The organism is Comamonas sp. FUJ_7, assembly GCF_057369555.1.
On sequence record NZ_JBXXZI010000008.1, the window covers coordinates 222,303 to 238,999 of the forward strand.

Below are 16,697 nucleotides of genomic sequence, written 5' to 3' on the forward strand. Positions count from 1 at the left end.
AGCTGGGCGGCGGGTGTTAACCGGTTACTACATCGCGGCTCACGGAGCCGGGGATGGGGTAGTGCATGCCGTAGTCCGAAGAGCGCTGGTACAGCTTGAGGCCGAACTGCGGCAGCATGGCAATCAGGTGGTCGAAGATCTCGCCCTGAATGGCTTCGTATTCCACCCAGATGGTGGTTCTGGTGTAGCAGTACAACTGCAGAGGAACGCCTTGTGGAGAGGGCTCCAGCGTGCGGGCCAGCAAGAACATGCCGGGGCCTTGGTGGATGCCCGGATGGGCCAGCAGATAGGCATAGGCGTAGGCCTTGAAGGCCGCCAGATTGCTGACCTGGTCGGGAGCGATCAGGTGGCCGCTTTGGGTGGTGATGGTGCCGGGCTGGGCATCATCCACGGCGCGCAGGCCGGTTTTCTCACTCCAGTAATCGCGCAGCAGCGCAATGCCGGAAAGCGTACGGCGCTCCTCTTCGGAGAGCAGGTGAATGCAGTGGGCATCGATGGACAGCGAGCGCTGTATGCGGCGGCCGCCCGACTCGAACATGCCGCGCCAGTTCTTGAAGCTGTCCGTCATCAAGCGCCAGGTGGGGATGGTGGTGATGGTCTTGTCGAAGTTCTGCACCTTGACGGTGTTGAGTGCAATGTCGATGACAAAGCCATCGGCCCCGACCTGGGGCATCTCAATCCAGTCGCCCACGCGCAGCATGTCGTTGCTGCTGAGCTGAACACCGGCAACGAAGGAGAGGATGGTGTCCTTGAACACCAGCATCAGCACGGCTGACATGGCGCCCAGGCCAGACAGCAGCAGCAATGGTGAGCGATTGAGCAAGGTGGCCACGATCAGCACGGCGGCGAAGCTGCAGATCAGCAGCTTGCCCAGCTGTACATAGCTTTTGATGGAGTGGGGTTGAGGGGCCGCCTTGCGTTGCTCGTCCTTGTCGTGCGCCTCGTTGGCGGCATTGAGCAGGTCGCACAGTGCGCGAGCGAGGTGGTAGACCGTGAAGGCGACTGCCCCGTTGGTGATCAAGGTGGTCCAGCGGGCTTCCAGATGAGGCACGCCCTGCACGCCGAACTGGATGATCAGCGACGGAACGACCCTGGCCATGCGGCGCAACACCTTGTCGTGCATGAGGATCTGCGCCCAGGTGGTCTTGAGCGTGTCCCGCATGCGGCGGAAGGCCTTGGGCAGCAGCCACTGGGCCAGTGCGCCGACAAGCAGGGCTGTCAAGGCCAGTGCGCACAGGGAGGCCAGCGTTTGCATGGCGGGGTTCCATTCGGAGACAAAAGACCAGCGGGACAGCAACAAAAGCTCCTTGAAAAATGAAAGGGGGCAAGCATGGCAGCGGCGGCAAGGACGGTAGCTGCTCGCCAGGCCGGCAGGCGATAGCCCCGTCAGAGTGACATGCAGGGCAAAAGTTCAGCGCAGATTGCTGCACAGCAGATGCGCCGCGCAAGCTTACGCAAAGCTGGATTTCCGAGTTTGGCGTGCAGGAAGTGCGGGCCAGATGGCGCAGCGGCTTTTGCGGTCATGCAGCCCTAAACCGGCGCGGGCGGGCCGGGAGCCTAAAATCCCGGTTGATTTCAGATTTCTACCTTGCCGGGTCCCTCAGTGGGGGCTGGCGGCCACCGCACTGCAACATGCAAGAAAAGTTCAACCACATTGAGGTCGAGCGCGCTGCGCAAGACCATTGGCAAGCCAAGGACGCTTACCGCGTTACCGAAGACCAGTCCAAGCCCAAGTACTACGCCTGCTCCATGCTGCCCTACCCCAGCGGCAAGCTGCACATGGGCCACGTGCGCAACTACACCATCAACGACATGCTCACGCGCCAGCTGCGCATGAAGGGCTACAACGTCTTGATGCCCATGGGCTGGGACGCGTTTGGTCTGCCCGCCGAGAACGCTGCGCTCAAGAACAAGGTGCCGCCTGCCCAATGGACGTACGACAACATCGCGTACATGAAAAAGCAGATGCAGGCCATGGGCCTGGCCATCGACTGGTCGCGCGAAATCTCCACCTGTGACCCCGAGTACTACAAGTGGAACCAGTGGCTGTTCCTCAAGATGCTGGAAAAGGGCATCGCCTACCGCAAGACCCAGGTCGTGAACTGGGACCCGGTGGACCAGACCGTGCTGGCCAACGAGCAGGTGATCGACGGCCGTGGCTGGCGCACCGGCGCGCTGGTGGAAAAGCGCGAGATCCCCGGCTACTACCTGGCCATCACCAACTACGCACAAGAGTTGCTGGACCATGTGCAGGTCGGCAATGATAAGGCGACGCTGAACGGCTGGCCCGACAAGGTGCGCCTGATGCAGGAAAACTGGATCGGCAAGTCGGCAGGTGTGCGTTTTGCCTTCAACCATGACATCAAGGGCGCCGACGGTCAGCTGATTGGTGACGGCAAGATGTATGTCTTCACCACACGTGCCGACACCATCATGGGCGTGACCTTCTGCGCCGTGGCGCCTGAGCACCCTCTGGCACAGCATGCAGCGGCTTCACAGCCTGAGCTGGCAGCCTTTATCGCCGAGTGCAAAAAGGGCGGCACAACCGAAGCCGAGCTGGCTACCCAGGAGAAGCTGGGCAAGCCTACGGGCCTGTTCGTCACGCACCCGCTGACCGGTGCCCAGGTGGAAGTCTGGGTCGGCAACTACGTGCTGATGAGCTACGGTGACGGCGCCGTGATGGGTGTGCCTGCCCATGACGAGCGCGACTTTGCCTTTGCCAACAAGTACGGACTGCCCATCAAGCAGGTCGTGGCCGTGGAGGGCGAGAGCTTCTCGACCGAGGCATGGCAGGAATGGTATGGCGACAAGCAAAAGTGCGTCTGCGTGAACTCCGGTGAGCTGGACGGCTTGAGCCATGGCCAGGCCGTGGACAAGGTGGCCGAACTGCTGGCCGCCAAGGGCCTGGGCGAGAAGAAAACCACCTGGCGTCTGCGTGACTGGGGCGTGAGCCGCCAGCGCTACTGGGGTACCCCCATCCCCATCATTCACTGCGCAGACTGCGGCGCTCAGCCCGTGCCTGAAAAAGACCTGCCCGTGGTGCTGCCCGAAGACCTGGTACCCGATGGCTCGGGCAATCCGCTAGTCAAGAGCGAAGCCTTCCATGCGGGCGTGGTTTGCCCCTGCTGTGGCAAGCCGGCCCGCCGCGAGACAGACACCATGGACACCTTTGTGGACTCGTCCTGGTACTTCATGCGCTATTGCGACGCCAAGAACAGTGAGCAGATGGTGGCCGGCGGCGCCGACTACTGGATGCCCATGGACCAGTACATCGGCGGCGTGGAGCACGCCATCCTGCACCTGCTGTACGCGCGCTTCTGGACCAAGGTCATGCGCGACCTGGGTCTGGTCAAGATTGATGAACCCTTCACCAAGCTGCTCACGCAGGGCATGGTGCTCAATCACATCTACAGCCGTCGTACGGCCAAGGGTGCCAAGGAATACTTCTGGCCCAAGGATGTGGAGCATGTGACGGACGAGACAGGCAAAGTCATTGGTGCCAAGCTCAAGGTCGCCGTGGACAGCGCCGATGGTCTGCTGCCTGCGGGCACCGCCATCGACTACGAGGGCGTGGGCACCATGTCCAAGTCCAAGAACAACGGTATCGATCCGCAGGAGCTGATCGAGAAGTACGGTGCTGACACCGCGCGTCTGTACACCATGTTCACCTCGCCCCCCGAACTGACGCTGGAGTGGAACGACGCCGCCGTCGAAGGCAGCTACCGCTTCCTGCGCCGTGTCTACAACTTCGGCTCGAAGTTGACGGCCATGGACATGACGTCTGCGCTGCAAGGTGTGGCCGGTGCCAAGTCGCTGGACGATGTGGAGTTTGGCAAGGCCGCCAAGGCGCTGCGCCTGGAAATCCACAACGTGCTCAAGCAGGTGGACTATGACTACTCCCGCATGCAGTACAACACCGTGGTGTCTGGCGCGATGAAGATGATCAACGCACTGGAAGACTTCAAGGCGCTGGATGATGCCGGAGCCAAGGTGGCGCTGATCGAAGGCTTTGGCATTCTGCTACGCGTGCTGTATCCCGCAACACCCCACCTGGCCCATGTGCTGTGGACCGAGCTGGGCTATGCCAACCATATGGGTGATCTGCTGGATGCCGCCTGGCCCCAGGTCGATCCCAAGGCGCTGGTGCAGGACGAGATCTCGCTGGTGCTGCAGGTCAACGGCAAGCTGCGCGGCGCAATTTTGGTGGCAGCGGGTGCCGACAAGGCCACCATCGAAGCCGCTGCGCTGGCCAACGAGGAATACCAGAAGTTTGCCGAAGGCAAGGCGCCCAAGAAGATCATTGTGGTGCCCGGTCGTCTGGTGAATATTGTGGTGTGAGCCTAGTCACCCCCTGAGGCGCTTTTGCGCCTTCCCCCTCTCTCGATGCTTTGCATCGGGAGGGGGACAATACCTTCGCTGCGGGGGCGGCCCTTGCTCGGTATTTCTGGCAAAAAGGGCGATGCCATACGCTGTGAACCCGCTGCTATTCATGGGGCACGCGGGCGTTGAATTGAAGGACCGTTGATGCAAAAACGTACGCTGCTGGCCGCCATGGCCTTGACGCCTCTGCTCGGGGCTTGTGGTTTTCGCCTGCGCGGCGCACCCAATTTCGTGTTTGGCTCCATTTATGTTCAGGCTGGGCGTGGCTCGCCCGTCGGTACTTTGCTGCGCCGCAATCTGGAATCTGCCAGCGACAAGCTCACGGTGGTCAAGGATCCTGCATCGCCTGATACTGCAGAGGTGATCTGCCAAGTCATCAGCGAGCGGGCTGAGCGCATCATCATTGGCTCCAATGTGGCCGGGCAGGTGCGTGAAATCGACTTGCGACTGACGGTGCGCTTTTCACTGCGTACGCCGGGTGGAGATGAAATCATCGAGCCCACGGAAATTCGTCAGACGCGCAACGTGACCTATAACGAAACCCAGGCCTTGTCCAAGGCCTCGGAAGAAGAAATGCTGAACAAGGACATGCGCAATGACATCGTCCAGCAGATCATTCGCCGTTTGGGTGCCGTGAAAACACTGGAAATATCCTGATTTGATAGCTGCTTGCGCTTTATGGATAAGCGTTTGCGGCATATTTGATGCCTAAAGACTCATGCAGCTTGCGCTGAACCAGCTTTCCTCTCATCTGACCAAGGGCTTGCGTTCGCTCTATGTGCTGCATGGTGATGAGCCTTTGCAGCAGCAGGAAGCTGCCGATGCTATTCGCGCGGCGGCGCGTGCCCAGAGCTATACCGACCGCAGCAGCTACACCGTCATGGGCGCGCACTTTGACTGGAGCGGCGTGCTGGCGGCGGGTGGCAGCTTGAGCCTGTTTGCGGACAAGCAGATTCTGGAAATCCGCATTCCCAGTGGCAAGCCCGGCAAGGATGGGAGCACAGCCTTGCAGCAACTGGCGCAAAGCGCCCAGGGCAATGACAGCACGTTGATGCTGATCAGCCTGCCGCGCCTGGACAAAGCCACCAAGACTGGTGCCTGGTTTAGTGCTCTGGAAGCCCAGGGAATCTCCATACAGATCGACCCCATAGAGCGCGGCGCATTGCCGCACTGGATTGCCCAGCGTCTGGCGCTGCAGAACCAGCGCGTGGCGGCGGGCGAGGAAGGCCAGCGCACGCTGCAGTTTTTTGCCGACCGGGTGGAAGGCAACCTGCTGGCTGCGCACCAGGAAATTCAAAAACTGGCGCTGTTGCACCCCGAGGGGGAGCTGAGCTTTGAGCAGGTCGAGCAAGCCGTGCTCAATGTGGCGCGCTATGACGTGTTCAAGCTGTCGGAGGCAGTGCTGTCTGGGCAGGTGGCTCGCACCATGCGCATGCTCGACGGTCTGCAGGCCGAGGGCGAGGCTGAAGTGCTGGTGCACTGGGCCCTGGCCGAGGATATTCGCAACATCAAACGTGTGAAAGATGCGATGGCTGCTGGCAAGCCTTTGCCCATGGCATTGCGTGAAAATCGCATCTGGGGACCGAAAGAGCGCCTGATGGAGCGGCTGCTGCCGCGTGTCAGCGATGCGCGCGCAGCCGAGCTGCTGCAGGCGGCACATGCGGTAGACGGCATCGTCAAAGGCTTGCCCAGCGATGGCTGGCCTCGTGATGGCTGGCAGGCTTTGCGGCAACTGGCCATGCAACTGGCAACATCAGGAAACACCGCCTGAAGCGGTGTGTACGGCTCAGCGCACCTTCTCCAGCTGTATTTGTGCCTTGTCCGCCCAGGTCTGCAGGTTGTCCATAAGATCTTTCTGGCTGAAAGAGCAGCTTTCCTCGGTAAACAAGGCACTGGACTCGAGCCGGTCCAGCAGGTTCAGCAGCACCTCGCCGTAGCGCTCAGGCAATGCCTGCAGCAAGGCGCTGGCTGCACGGGCTTGCAGGCTCAGATTAGAGGCGCTGACCTGCGACTGCGCCAGTTGCTCAAAACCACTGCGCAGTTGCTGCAGCTGACATGTGGCCTCCAGCACAGCCGGTGTTGTATTTGTAGTCATGGGTCTCCTTGCGTTTCAGGGCTCCAGTGTAGGTGGCACCAGCGCCATAAACCCCTCTTGGTCGGACTTGTCTGCGCAAGTTGCGTATCTCGGCGAAAATCACCCCATGAACGCGCTCAATACCGTCGAATACATGCACAATCTTGGTGTACAGGCAAAAGCTGCCTCTGCGCTGATGGCTCGTGCGTCTGCAGCTACTAAAAACAAAGCACTCAAGGCACTGGCCCGTCTGCTTCGCGAGAATGTCGAGCCGCTGCAGGTCGACAATGCCCGCGATCTGGAGCGTGCCGTTGCCAACGGCTTGGCCGCCCCCATGGTCGATCGCCTGCGTTTGACGCCCAAGGTGCTGGAGACCTGTGCCGAGGGCTGTGAGCAACTGGCGGCCATGCCCGATGTGATTGGCGAGATCAGCGGCCTCAAGCAAATGCCCAGCGGTATCCGCGTGGGTCAGATGCGTGTGCCTCTGGGTGTGTTCGGCATGATTTATGAAAGCCGCCCCAATGTGACGATTGAAGCGGCCAGCCTGTCGATCAAGAGCGGCAATGCCTGCATCTTGCGCGGCGGCTCTGAGGCGATTGACTCCAACAAGGCGCTGGCCAAGCTGGTCGCTCAGGCGCTGGCAGAAGCTGGTCTGCCTGAAGACGGCGTCAAGCTGGTGGAAACGACGGACCGCGAGGCTGTGGGCCAGCTGATTGCCATGCCCGACTATGTGGACGTCATCATCCCCCGTGGCGGCAAGGGCCTGATCGAGCGCATCAGCCGTGAGGCCAAGGTGCCCGTCATCAAGCACCTAGACGGCAATTGCCACACTTATGTGGATGACCCTTGCGACATTGCCATGGCCGTGAAGGTCGCGGATAACGCCAAGACCCACAAATACAGCCCTTGCAATGCCAGCGAGAGCCTGCTGGTGGCGCGCGCTGTGGCGGCCGATTTTCTTCCTCTGATCGGCGCTGTTTATGCCGCAAAGGGGGTGGAAATGCGCTGCGATGCAGAGGCTCTGGCGATTTTGCAATCGGTCAAGGATGCCAAACTGGCCCAGGCGGTGGAGCAGGACTGGTTCGAAGAGTACCTGGGTCCCGTTATCAGCGTGAAGCTGGTGGATGGCGTCGATGAAGCCATTGCCCATATCAACAAATACTCCAGTCATCACACAGAGTCCATCCTGACGACCAACCATCAGCATGCGCAGAAGTTTCTGCGCGAGGTGGATTCGTCCAGCGTCATGGTCAACGCCAGCACGCGCTTTGCCGATGGCTTTGAGTACGGACTGGGGGCCGAGATCGGCATCAGCACTGACAAGTTCCATGCGCGTGGGCCTGTGGGTATCGAGGGTTTGACCTCGCTGAAATACGTGGTTCTGGGTGACGGCGAAGTCCGTTCCTGAAATCCGCCAGCCGAGAGGCTGCGCAGGCCGCAGTTCTTGGTTTTGAATTGATGCTGCAGCTTGGATCCCTTTCCATAACACCATGAAAATCATTATTCTGGGTGCCGGGCGTGTAGGTCAAAGTGTGGCCGAAAGCCTGGTGTCCGAGCAAAACGGAATCACGGTCATTGATACCGATGCGCGCGCTCTGCGCGAGCTGGAGTCACGCTTTGATTTGCGAGGAGTGGTCGGCAACGGCATTGATCCGCAGGTGCTGGCAGAAGCCGGTGCCAAAGATACGGATCTGCTGATTGCCTGCGCGTCCATGGATGAGACGAATCTGGTCTGCTGCAAGATTGCGCAAACTGTTTTCGACATTCCGACCCGGATTGCCCGGGTGCGCTCCTCCAGCTTCGCCGTGGACGATCCTCTGCTGGGCAAGGAAGGTTTTGCTGTCGATCGCATCATCTGCCCCGAGGAATCCGTTACCAACTACATTCGCAAGCTCATCCAATACCCCGAAGCCATGCAGGTGCGGGCCTTTGCGGGAGGGCGAGCCGCTCTTGCCTCGGTGCGCGCACGAGCTGGTGCGCCAGCGGTGGGCCTGCAGATCGCACAAGTGCGTGAGAGCATGCCCGAGCTGGCCATGCGCATCGTGGCGATTTATCGCCGCTTCATGGATGAGCCTGACCGTTTTGTGCGCTGCGATGGCAACACGCGTATTGAGCCTGGTGACGAAGTGTTCATGCTGGCCGCGACCGAGCATGTGTCCGAGGCTCTCAAGGCCATCAACTTACCTGAGGGGCGTCCATCGCGCCCAGTGTACCGCATCATGATTGTGGGCGGTGGTCAGGTCAGCTTGCGCCTGGCCAAAAAGCTGGCCCAGACGCCTGGGCGCTTTCACGTCAAGATCATCGAACACAACGAACAGCAATGCCTGCGACTCTCTTCCGAACTGCCCGCAGAGGTGCTGGTGCTGGAGGGCGATGCCACGGACGAAGGGGTGCTGGAGGAAGAGGGCATCGAGGAGGTCGACCTGTTCCTGGCGTTGACCGACGATGATGAGGACAACATCATGTCCAGTCTGCTGGCCAAGCGTATGGGCGCCCGTCGCGTGCTATCGCTGATCAACCGTCGCGCTTATGCAGACTTGATGCACGGCACGCAGATCGACATTGCGCTTTCCCCTGCGCAGGCCATGCTGGGCGAGTTTCTGGCCTATGTGCGCCGCGGCGACGTGCAAGCCGTGCACAGCCTGCGTCGCGGTGTGGCCGAGGCGCTGGAGATCGTGGCGCGTGGTGACCGGAAAAGCTCCCGTGTGGTGGGGCGCAAGGTTGAGGAGCTACGCTTGCCCGAGGATGTTCACATCGGCCTTATCGTGCGCGGCATCCCTGAAGGCAAAACTTGCGAAGAGGTCGCGAAGGCTGATTTGGAAACCGAGGTCATCATTCCGCGCAGCAATACCGTGATCGAATCGGGTGACCATGTCGTGTTCTTTCTGCCCAACAAGCGGCTGGTACGCAATGTGGAAAACCTGTTCCGTGTCAGCGCAACCTTTTTCTGAGCTGGGTTCATGAAAGACTTGCTTCCTGTCCTGCGCGTGCTGGGCATGCTGATGGTGATGTTTGCCGGAGCCATGCTGCTGCCTTTTGGCATTTCATGGTTTACGCAAGATGGTATTTGGCGTACCTACCCCTGGGCCATAGGCCTGACGGTGGGCGTGGGCCTGCTCTTGTGGGGCGGGCTGCACCGTTATAAGCAAGACCTGCAGCCGCGTCATGGCGTGATTCTTGTCACCTTGGTCTGGGTCGTGCTGCCACTATGTGCCATGGTGCCGTTGATGATGGGGCTGAACCATGTGGGCATCTCTATCAGCTTTACCCATGCTTATTTCGAAGCCGTCTCAGGCCTGACGACCACCGGCGCCACGGTGCTCAGCGGGCTGGACCAGTTGCCCGTTTCCATCAATGTCTGGCGTACCTTCATGCAGTGGATGGGGGGGATGGGGATTCTGATTCTGGCCGTCGCTGTGTTGCCGCTGCTGGGTGTTGGTGGTGCTCAGCTTTTCAGAGCTGAAGCTGCTGGCCCGGTCAAGGACACCAAGCTGACTCCGCGCATTACGGAGACGGCCAAAGGTCTCTGGGGTGTCTATGCGCTGTTCTCCATTGGGTGTTTTTTTGCATTCTGGGTTTGCGGCATGCAGCCGCTGGATGCGCTGATACACATGTTTTCAACGGTGAGCCTGGGCGGGCTGTCTTCTCATGACGCCAGCTTTGCCTATTTCGACTCCCCGCTGCTGGAGGCAGCCGCACTGTTGTTCATGCTCTTGGCTAGCTGTAACTTTGCGCTGTACTTTGTGGCCATGCGAAAAGGTCGTCTCGACAGCTTTATGCGTGACCCTGAAATGCGGGCCACGATTGCGGCTCTTGTCGGGTCGGGGTTGCTGGTTGCATTCCTGCTCTGGGTCAAAGGTGTGTATGGACCGCTGGATGCATTGCGCAATGGCATGTTCCATACTGTATCGGTCGCCACTACCACTGGTTTTTCGACTACGGACTACCTATCCTGGCCGGTCTTCATTCCTGTGCTGCTTCTGCTTTTGTCTGGCGTGGCGACCAGCGCAGGCTCCACGGGCGGCGGCATCAAGATGGTTCGCATGCTGATTCTGGTCAAGCAGGCCAGGCGGGAAATGACGCGCCTGGTGCATCCGCGTGCCGTGCAGCCTGTCCGACTGGGCGATGCGGTGGTGGATAACAGGATGATTTTTTCGGTGCTGGCCTACATGCTGGTCTATGGCGCCACCGTCATTGTGTTGAGTATGGTGCTTTTGTTGACTGACCTGGACCCTCTGACCGCCTTCTCTGCTGTGCTCGCCAGTGTGCACTGCATGGGACCGGGTTTGGGTGCTGTCGGTCCCGCATCTAACTACACGGTGTTGACGGACTTCCAAGTATGGGTGTGTACTCTGGGCATGTTGTTGGGGCGGCTAGAGATACTTAGTTTCATGGCGTTGCTGTCACCGGCATTCTGGCGTCGTTGAGACAAAGACTAGGGAAAACACCTATCTCATGCTCCAATCTCTACAATTGCCCCCCACCATCGTTTCCTGAGGGTATTTATGGTTCCACATCTTGTCACGGCTTTGACCGGCCCCATTAACGAACTTGAGCAGCGCATTCTTGACTCAATGCCTGCCATCGAGCGTTGGTTTCGTCTGGAGTGGATGGAGCACACGCCGCCGTTCTATTGCTCGGTGGATATTCGTAATGCGGGTTTCAAGCTGGCACCGGTGGACACAAATTTGTTTCCAGGTGGCTGGAACAATCTGACCGATGAAATGCTTCCGCTGGCCGTACAGGCCGCAATGGCAGCGATTGAAAAGATCTGTCCGGAAGCGCGCAACCTGCTCATCATCCCTGAGAACCACACGCGCAACACCCACTATCTGGCCAGTGTTCTGCAACTCAAGCGCATCTTTACAATGGCGGGCTTGAATGTGCGCATTGGCTCGATCAGCCCGGAGATCAAGAAGACGCTGTCCATCACGTTGCCACTGGGTGACGAGATCAAGCTAGAGCCTGTGATTCGGTCCAAGCGACGTCTGGGACTCAAAGACTTCGATCCTTGCACTATCTTGCTGAACAACGATCTCTCCACCGGAGTTCCCGGGATCATTGAGGAGTTGTACGAGCAATATCTGCTGCCGCCGCTGCATGCAGGGTGGAATGTGCGCCGCAAGAGCCGTCACTTCCAGAGCTACGAAGAAGTTGGAAAACGTTTCGGCAAGCTGCTGGGCATAGACCCTTGGCTGATCAACCCCTTGTTCGGGCATGTGGAAAACATCGACTTTGCTGAAGGCACGGGCATGGAGGCCCTGGCTGAGCAGGTGGACGTGATCCTGGCCAAGGTGCGCCGCAAGTACAAGGAGTACGGCATCAAGGAGAAGCCGTTTGCTGTGGTCAAGGCCGACAACGGCACTTATGGCATGGGCGTGATGACGGTGCGTGATGCCAAGGAGCTGGGCGCGCTGCCGCGCAAGAGTCGTAACAAGATGGGCGTCATCAAGGACGGTCAGACCGTGCATGATGTCATCGTGCAGGAAGGCGTTCTGACTTATGAGCGTATGCACAACGCGGTCGCAGAGCCTGTGGTCTACATGATGGATCGCTATGTGGTGGGTGGCTTTTACCGCATGCACCCCGAGCGCGGTGAGGATGAAAACCTCAACACCCCCGGTGCAGGCTATGTGCCCCTGGCATTCCAGCAAAGCAACCACCTGCCTCAGGCCGGCGCCCGCCCAGGTGCCAGTGCTCCCAACCGCTTCTACATGTATGGCGTGATAGCACGCCTGGCCATGCTTGCAGCTAGCTATGAGCTGGAAGCCACTAATCCTGACGCGGAAATTTACGACTGATACGGCCTAGGCCGGGGGCGGCGCACAATGCCGACACTTTCATAACTTGGTGACTGCCTTACGAGTCGCTTCCTGACCTGTGCAAAACTCGAAATCCTCGCTAGGTGCCCTGACCTTGGGCGCGATCGGTGTTGTCTATGGAGACATAGGCACCAGTGTTTTGTACTCGGTCAAAGAGGTCTTCGGCTCAGGTCATGTGCCCTTCACCCCGGCTAATGTCTATGGCGTGCTGTCGGTGTTGTTCTGGACGCTCACGGTCATCGTCTCACTCAAATATGTAACGCTGGTATTGCGTGCCGATAACAACGGCGAGGGTGGATTGGTGGCCATGCTGGCCTTGGCATCCCAGACAGTCAAAGACAAGCCGCGCCTGTCTAGCACCTTGTTTCTGGTGGGCATGTTCGGCACTTCGCTGTTTTATGGCGATGGTGTGATCACTCCGGCGATTTCGGTGCTCTCGGCGGTGGAGGGATTGGAGGTCATCTCGCCCCACTTCACCAAGGCCGTGATTCCGTTGACGCTGGTGATTTTGTTTCTGCTGTTCTTTGTGCAAAAGCGCGGTACGGCAGGCATAGGCAAGTTTTTTGGGCCGATCACCGTGGCATGGTTTGCCTGCATTGCCTTGTTGGGGGTGAGGCAGATCGTGGGCCACCCCGAAATCCTGGCGGGATTGAGTCCGCACTATGCCGTGATGTTCATCTGGAAGAATCCCGGCACCAGTTTCATCATTCTGGGGGCGGTGGTTCTTTGTGTGACCGGGGCTGAGGCACTGTATGCCGACCTTGGGCACTTTGGCAAAAAGCCCATTCGCCTGGCGTGGTTCACGATAGCCATGCCGGCCTTGACTCTGAATTACTTTGGACAGGGAGCTTTGCTGCTGGCTAATCCCGAGGCCGTCAAGAACCCCTTTTTCATGATGGCTCCGGGCTGGGCGCTACTGCCGCTGGTCATCATGGCCACCATGGCAACGGTGATTGCGTCGCAGGCCTTGATCACCGGAGCTTTCAGTGTGACACGTCAGGTTATACAGCTGGGCTACTTCCCTCGCCTGGAGGTTCGCCATACCAGTGTGAAAGAGACGGGGCAGATTTATATGCCGCTGGTCAACTGGGGGCTGTTTGTTGCAATTGCGCTGGCCGTGCTGCTTTTCAGAAGCAGCGGCAATCTGGCGGCAGCTTACGGTATTGCGGTGACGCTGGACATGCTGATCACCACCATGCTGACCTTTTTTGTGATTCGCTATCGCTGGAATTACCCTCTGGCCCTGTGCTTGCTGGCAACCGGCTTCTTCTTCGCGATTGATCTGGCTTTCTTTGCCTCCAATCTGCTCAAGTTGTTCGAAGGCGGTTGGTTCCCGTTGTTGATTGGTGGCACGGTCTTTACGTTGATGATGACCTGGCGCCGTGGGCGCGAGCTGCTGCACCAGAAGCTACAGGCGGATGCGCTGGACCTGCGCCAATTTCTTGAATCTACCTGGCGTCACCCGCCCATGCGCGTTCCTGGAACGGCGGTTTTCCTCTCGGGTGAGCCGGGTGCGGTGCCGCATGCGCTGCTGCACAACCTCAAGCACAACAAGGTGCTGCATGAACGCAATATTTTTGTGACCGTGCGCAACCATGAGGTGCCGTGGGTCGGTATGGACAAGCGGCTGCAAGCGCAGTCACTGGGCCATGACTGCTGGGAGGTCATCATTCACTACGGCTTCAAGAATGAACCCGATGTGCCGGCAGCACTTGCACAGCTGCGCTCTCAGGGCTGCTTGCTGGATGCCATGTCCACCAGCTACTTCTTGTCGCGCGACGTAGTCATTCCGCGTATGAACAACTCCATGGCGCACTGGCGCGAAAAGCTGTTTGCGCAGATGCACAGGAATGCCAGCCGGGTGGCAGATTTTCTGCACCTGCCTAGCAACTCGGTGGTGGAGCTGGGCTCCAAGATAGAACTGTAAATACTTTGAGTCAAATATGCCTCTAGCGCTTTGTGGGTAAGCGCTGGTAGCTATGAAATTAGAAGAGACTCTGGCGCTCACCATCTTAGGGCATGCTGGCTGCCTCATTTCTGGCTGGCGTGATGCCAGAATGCACGAATGCGCTTCTTCAAAGACTTGAGTCCTGCCGCTGTGGCTGCGGGTTTTGTCGCTGTTTTGGTGGGTTTCACCAGCTCGGTAGCTTTGGTGTTTCAGGCGGCTCAGGCGTTTCATGCCACGCCTGAGCAAATCACCTCCTGGATCTGGGCGCTGGGCCTGGGCATGGGTTTGTGCTCGCTGGTGCCTTCGCTGATTCTGCGCATGCCGGTCATGGTGGCGTGGTCCACGCCGGGGGCGGCCGTGCTGGCCACGGCGGGGCTGGCAGGAGGCTTTTCCATGGGGGAGGCCATCGGTGCATTCATTGTCAGTGCGGCCCTCATCATTCTGGTGGGGGTGACAGGATGGTTCGAACGCATCATGAACCGCATTCCCATGGAAATTGCCTCTGCCCTGCTGGCGGGTGTACTTGCCAAGTTTGGCATGCAGGCGTTTTCGGCGGCCGAGACCAATCTGCCTCTGGTGTTAGTCATGTTGCTGGCCTATCTGCTGTCACGCCGCATGGCAGCGCGCTATGCGGTCATCATCACCTTGCTGGCCGGCACAGCCTGGGCAGCGCTCAGCGCTCAGATGCAATGGTCGGCCGTACAAGGGGGGCTGGCCATGCCGGTCTATACGGCACCGGAATTTTCGCTGCAGGCGCTTATCAGTCTGGCACTGCCTTTGTTTGTCGTGACCATGGCATCGCAGAATCTGCCAGGCGTAGCGGTGATCCGCGCCACGGGCTACCCGATTCCAGTCTCCAAAGTCATCAGCACGACAGGGCTGGCTACGCTGCTGCTGGCTCCATTTGGCGGCTATGCCCTCAACCTCAGTGCCATTACGGCGGCGATTTGTATGGGGGAGGAAGCGCATGAGGACAGAAACAAGCGCTACACGGCTGCAGTAGTGTGCGGGCTGCTATATATATTGATAGGTATCTTTGGCGCTGTTGTCACAGGGCTGCTGACAGCCTTCCCCAGGGAGTTGGTGGCTTGCATTGCTGGTCTGGCCTTGCTGGGCTCCATAGGCGGCGGCATGGCCACGGCCTTCAAGGAAGAAAAGCACCGGGAGGCGGCTCTCATCACTTTTCTGGTCACGCTCAGCGGCGTCGTCATGGCAGGCGTGGGCTCAGCATTCTGGGGTGTAGTGGCAGGCAGCCTGGCCCTGCTGATCCAAAGCTTTCGCAGCAAGAGTGCCTAGAGCATGAGCCGCTGCATTGTGGTGTTATGCCCGGCTGGGCATGATGCGCATATATCTAGATAGAGTTATCACCATGCAAATACTGTTTGTCGCCGATCCGCTGGAATCTTTTGCTATCTACAAGGACACCACCTTTGCCATGATGCGAGAGGCCCAAAGCCGTGGTCATCAGATTGTGGCTTGTGAACCCAAAGATATTGCGTGGCAAAGCGGCGGCAAGGTGCAGGCGCAGGTGCGCTTTATTACGCTGACAGGTCAGAAAGAAGACTGGTTTGCGCAAACCGAGAGCAAGGTGATGGCACTGGCAGACTTTGATGCCATCGTGATGCGCAAGGATCCGCCGTTTGATTCTGAGTTCTTCTATGCCACGCACATGCTCAGTCAGGCGGAGCGAGAAGGTGCCAAAGTCTTCAACAAGCCCAGTGCCCTGCGCGAGCACCCAGAAAAGCTTGCCATCATGGAGTTTGCGCAGTTCATCTCCCCCACTTTGGTGACCCGCAATGCGCAAGACGTTCGTGCTTTTCATGCAGAGCACAAGGACATCATCCTCAAGCCTCTGGACGGAATGGGAGGCATGGGCATCTTCCGGGTTGGCGAAGATGGGCGCAATCTGGGTAGCATCATTGAAACCCTGAACCAGGGGGGCGCTACCAGCGTCATGGGGCAAAAGTTTTTGCCTGACATTGTTCATGGCGACAAGCGGGTGCTAATCATCGGAGGCAAACCTGTGCCCTTTTGTCTAGCTCGCATCCCTCAGGGTAATGAAGTGCGCGGCAACTTGGCGGCGGGAGGTAAAGGGGTGGCTCAGCCTCTGGCGGAACAAGACAAGGCAATTGCTGAATTTATTGGCGAGCGACTGGTGCAGCGTGGACTACTGCTGATCGGCCTGGATGTCATTGGTCACAATGTCACGGAGATCAATGTGACCAGTCCCACATGCTTCCAGGAAATTTTTGATCAAACAGGCTGCAACGTAGCTGCCTTGTTTGTAGATGCGCTCGAGCAGGCTGCCCGCGCCTGAGCGAAAGAAACAAAGACCCCGGTAGGCTTGCCTGCCGGGTCTTTCTTTCAATGTCTGCGTGGATGTTGTGAAGTGCTGAGAAATCTGTGTACAATGCGGGGCTGCACTGAGCGAAACACAAAAACATTCGCTCAAAACTTTAAAAAATTTAAGTTG

At 58.8% G+C, this 16,697-nt stretch carries 12 protein-coding genes; 10 read left to right on the top strand and 2 right to left on the bottom strand.

From position 1 onward, the window contains the following. Positions 1–16 precede the first annotated feature (16 nt). Complete coding sequence (locus AC2I9W_RS13735) at positions 17–1,255, bottom strand: mechanosensitive ion channel family protein (protein ID WP_486410520.1); 1,239 nt, start codon at positions 1,253–1,255, stop codon at positions 17–19. 377 nt (positions 1,256–1,632) lie between these two features. On the opposite strand from AC2I9W_RS13735, the gene leuS reads away from it, so the two are divergent. The 3 genes from leuS (at position 1,633) to holA (ending at position 6,151) form a co-directional block, all read left to right on the top strand. Then, positions 1,633–4,338: a leucine--tRNA ligase gene (leuS, locus tag AC2I9W_RS13740; protein WP_486410500.1), complete on the top strand. Its 2,706-nt coding sequence runs from the start codon at positions 1,633–1,635 to the stop codon at positions 4,336–4,338. A gap of 186 nt (positions 4,339–4,524) precedes the next feature. Continuing rightward, positions 4,525–5,037: an LPS assembly lipoprotein LptE gene (locus AC2I9W_RS13745; RefSeq protein WP_158393983.1), complete on the top strand. Its 513-nt coding sequence runs from the start codon at positions 4,525–4,527 to the stop codon at positions 5,035–5,037. Positions 5,038–5,098: 61 nt separating this feature from the next. After that, positions 5,099–6,151 (top strand): DNA polymerase III subunit delta, encoded by a 1,053-nt coding sequence (holA, locus tag AC2I9W_RS13750; protein ID WP_486410501.1) that lies wholly within the window; start codon positions 5,099–5,101, stop codon positions 6,149–6,151. 15 nt (positions 6,152–6,166) lie between these two features. Here holA and AC2I9W_RS13755 read toward each other — a convergent pair whose 3' ends face one another. Continuing rightward, on the bottom strand, positions 6,167–6,475 hold the full coding sequence (locus tag AC2I9W_RS13755; RefSeq protein ID WP_486410502.1) for a hypothetical protein: 309 nt from the start codon (positions 6,473–6,475) through the stop codon (positions 6,167–6,169). A 106-nt stretch (positions 6,476–6,581) separates the two neighbouring features. On the opposite strand from AC2I9W_RS13755, the gene AC2I9W_RS13760 reads away from it, so the two are divergent. The 7 genes from AC2I9W_RS13760 (at position 6,582) to gshB (ending at position 16,541) form a co-directional block, all read left to right on the top strand. After that, positions 6,582–7,862 (top strand): glutamate-5-semialdehyde dehydrogenase, encoded by a 1,281-nt coding sequence (locus AC2I9W_RS13760; protein ID WP_486410503.1) that lies wholly within the window; start codon positions 6,582–6,584, stop codon positions 7,860–7,862. Positions 7,863–7,944: 82 nt separating this feature from the next. Further along, a complete protein-coding gene (gene trkA, locus AC2I9W_RS13765) occupies positions 7,945–9,405 on the top strand; it encodes a Trk system potassium transporter TrkA (protein WP_486410504.1) in 1,461 nt (486 codons plus the stop codon). A gap of 9 nt (positions 9,406–9,414) precedes the next feature. Next, entirely contained in the window at positions 9,415–10,881 is a 1,467-nt protein-coding gene (locus tag AC2I9W_RS13770) for a TrkH family potassium uptake protein (protein WP_486410505.1), read from the top strand. Between the two features lie 78 nt (positions 10,882–10,959). Next, positions 10,960–12,255, top strand: a complete 1,296-nt coding sequence (gene gshA / locus AC2I9W_RS13775; RefSeq protein ID WP_486410506.1) for a glutamate--cysteine ligase — start codon at positions 10,960–10,962, stop codon at positions 12,253–12,255. 79 nt (positions 12,256–12,334) lie between these two features. After that, complete coding sequence (locus AC2I9W_RS13780) at positions 12,335–14,203, top strand: potassium transporter Kup (protein ID WP_486410507.1); 1,869 nt, start codon at positions 12,335–12,337, stop codon at positions 14,201–14,203. 138 nt (positions 14,204–14,341) lie between these two features. After that, positions 14,342–15,520 (top strand): benzoate/H(+) symporter BenE family transporter, encoded by a 1,179-nt coding sequence (locus tag AC2I9W_RS13785; RefSeq protein ID WP_486410508.1) that lies wholly within the window; start codon positions 14,342–14,344, stop codon positions 15,518–15,520. 73 nt (positions 15,521–15,593) lie between these two features. Beyond that, positions 15,594–16,541: a glutathione synthase gene (gene gshB, locus AC2I9W_RS13790; protein ID WP_486410509.1), complete on the top strand. Its 948-nt coding sequence runs from the start codon at positions 15,594–15,596 to the stop codon at positions 16,539–16,541. The last annotated feature ends 156 nt before the right edge of the window (positions 16,542–16,697 follow it).